This is a genomic window from Ligilactobacillus sp. LYQ139, from assembly GCF_045033025.1.
GTDB lineage: Bacteria > Bacillota > Bacilli > Lactobacillales > Lactobacillaceae > Ligilactobacillus.
In genome coordinates this window covers 1-2,669 of record NZ_JBJFZW010000015.1, presented here as the reverse complement: position 1 = coordinate 2,669, position 2,669 = coordinate 1, and the positions used below count along the sequence as shown (strand labels likewise).

Below are 2,669 nucleotides of genomic sequence, written 5' to 3'. Positions count from 1 at the left end.
GCGCCAGCCTTTTCTGCCAGCACTACGGCGTCCTTGGCAAACTGTTCCAATGCTTCCAATACATCCTGTTGGGGAACATATTTATGGATAGCGTTAGCAATAACTAACATTACGGCCGGAGTTAATACGCTGGCAGCGGCAACAAGTGCTTGGATGATTAAATTAATCATGACTATCCCTTCTTTCAAGTTCATTAATCCTCACTTCGTGTTCAACCACCTTATCGTCTAGGCGATCTAACTTGTTCATCGCTTTGTCAATCGTGGTTGAGTGATTTGACAACTCATTCTTCAATAACTCAATGACTGAATTTAACTTGGCGATGTTGGCATTAAGCGGGCCAGCGTTTTTCCGAAAAGCGTCATTAATCACGTGAACCAACCACGAAATGACAACTGTAACAATCATTGACACAATCGAAAAAACACTTAATACCTCGTCCCACCCCAGTCCAAAAATATGGTGCGGAAACATACCATCACCTCCTACGTACTGCTCTTTTTGTGATAACCAGCAACTATCGTGGTTAACGTTGCAATTTGACGGTGAATTTCGTTAATTGCAGTGGTATTCACGCCTTGCTGTTTTTGGAGCGTTTGCCCTAACGTTAAGGCTTGGTTGGCCGTAGTAACTGCATTTTGGGCAGTTGTCGTTACGCTACTGGGCAACCCGTCCACGTAGCTCTTAAACTTGCTTTGGATGTCCGCCGTGGCTTGCGCCGTTTGTTGTTGGGCGTAATTTTTCAGGTCATCCTCAAAATCACTCAACGAACTTGTTGGCACAACGCCATTGGTGACGGTCAAAGCGTCGGGGGTAACCGTAATCACCGTAGCACTGTTATCCACGGGAAATATCCGCTTACCACCTTTTGCGTCTAACACGTCTAGCTCAACGGTGTAGTTACCCGCTGGCAACGCTGATAAATCGCTGGTCTTGAGCTTAAAAATATAGCCCGCTGCTACTGTGGCAGTCAGCATTTTGCACACGCCCATCGTGTTACTGATGACGAACTTCGCTGAACCGTCCTTTTGCAGTGACACCTTGGAGCCCTGCATATCGTAGGCTACGAACTGGATTTCGCTGTTCGTATCGCCGTGTTTGAACTCATACTGTCCGTTGGCAATCACTAATTGTCCGTTTAGGTTTGCCATGACACACCTCCTATTCCACTACCCACCCACCACTTTTGATTAGAAGTTAATTTGCGGTCGTTCCGCTCGCCGTTGCCGCAGAAGCAACAGAACCAGCCTCGCTTGAAGCTGGTTCTGCAATCGTTTTGGCTTGTTCAGCGGTGATCCATCCGGCATTAACGTAAACTTGCAAATCATCAATACTCTTGTAGACCCCCCACGACCATTGCGTCTTAATCATCTCGAATAATACGTCATTTCCCATGATTATTTTCCTCCTTTAAGTGCGGCAATCTGTTTGTTTTGGACGGCCACCGTTTGCTCTAGGGCAGTAACTTGCCCAGACAACGTACTCATCTGTTTAGTAAACACCGCCATCATTTGTTGCGTTGGCGTAATCTGCGGTGCCGTTATCACACTATTGCCGTTCTGCTTACGGTAAAATGCGTCGCTTTCTTCCTTTGTAGAAGCGGTTAGCTTGCCGTCAACCAATTTATACGGGGTGTAGCCTGCTGGTAATTCAGTCGCTTCGCCTGCCTTCAACGTGTAATCATCGTCAACCTCGACCGTTACCATTCCCGTTGGTGACTGTCCGTCATAGCGATAGATATATTTCATTCATTGCACCTCCTAAATCATCTTGGCGTCATGGCAATCATTCGGACAAGCACCCGATGAGTTATACCGCTCAATTTTATTAAGGTAGACTAACGTCTTATTCTGTTGGTCAATCATTAATTCGTGACCATCTAGCATAAATGGCGTTTGGTCTAAACCTTCCAAAAAATGGAAATTAATTGGGAACTGAATAATCGGCTTGCCCATAGCGTCTGGATTAAGGGAACAGTTTGCATGAATTTCCATCATGCAAATCTCGTAGTTTCCTGCTGGATTGTAGAACCGAAATCCCATGAAATGGAAGTAATTATTATCTGAACTTTGTGACTTCTGAATACCATTATTGAGGATTGTTAGCCCTTCGCTACAACCGCCCGGTGAAGCATTCGCTTCGTATTGACACGAAAATAAAGCGTGACGCATGTCAAATCCGACATCTTTCAGTATGTCATCCTCGAATTTCAAACCGCCAAGAATATCTACGTTTTGGGCATTCACGTTCCCGTTAAGATTTCCCATAAAGTTATCGGCCATTATGTTTTTCCCGCGCACCGTGCCATTGAACGTATTCATCCCCGAATAGATATTATTCCCGTCCAATTTCGGTACGTCCGCTAATGCCTTGGCGACTGCGGCGTCAACAAACGCCTGCGCACTCTTAACGTATTGATTTAATAATGCCTTGCAATCACTAGCAGTTGCCATTAAGGTGGTAACTTCTTCCGTTAACTGGTTTACTTCCCGCTGAACCTTAGCCTTCCATTTTTCGTACTCGTTATCAAATGGCGATACTCCATTCACGAAGTCCATAGCAACCGATAACAGGTTCGGTTCAACATCAAAGAAACACACCTTTGATGAGAGCTTATTTGTCCCATTATCCAGTTCAATCTGAAACGTATACCGCCCAACTGTCTGGAA

5 protein-coding genes are annotated in these 2,669 nt (G+C 45.3%); all 5 read right to left on the bottom strand.

Going from position 1 to position 2,669, the window contains the following annotated elements; translation table 11 throughout:
* Positions 1-162: 162 nt before the first annotated feature.
* Positions 163-474: a hypothetical protein gene (locus tag ACI3E1_RS07840; RefSeq protein WP_405025096.1), complete on the bottom strand. Its 312-nt coding sequence runs from the start codon at positions 472-474 to the stop codon at positions 163-165.
* Positions 475-485: 11 nt separating this feature from the next.
* Positions 486-1,151: a hypothetical protein gene (locus tag ACI3E1_RS07835; protein ID WP_405025095.1), complete on the bottom strand. Its 666-nt coding sequence runs from the start codon at positions 1,149-1,151 to the stop codon at positions 486-488.
* 46 nt (positions 1,152-1,197) lie between these two features.
* Positions 1,198-1,395, bottom strand: a complete 198-nt coding sequence (locus tag ACI3E1_RS07830) for an XkdX family protein (protein ID WP_405025094.1) — start codon at positions 1,393-1,395, stop codon at positions 1,198-1,200.
* Positions 1,396-1,397: 2 nt separating this feature from the next.
* On the bottom strand, positions 1,398-1,748 hold the full coding sequence (locus tag ACI3E1_RS07825) for a hypothetical protein (RefSeq protein WP_405025093.1): 351 nt from the start codon (positions 1,746-1,748) through the stop codon (positions 1,398-1,400).
* A 12-nt stretch (positions 1,749-1,760) separates the two neighbouring features.
* Positions 1,761-2,669 (bottom strand): hypothetical protein (locus ACI3E1_RS07820; RefSeq protein ID WP_405025092.1); only part of this gene is annotated, 909 nt, incomplete at its 5' end.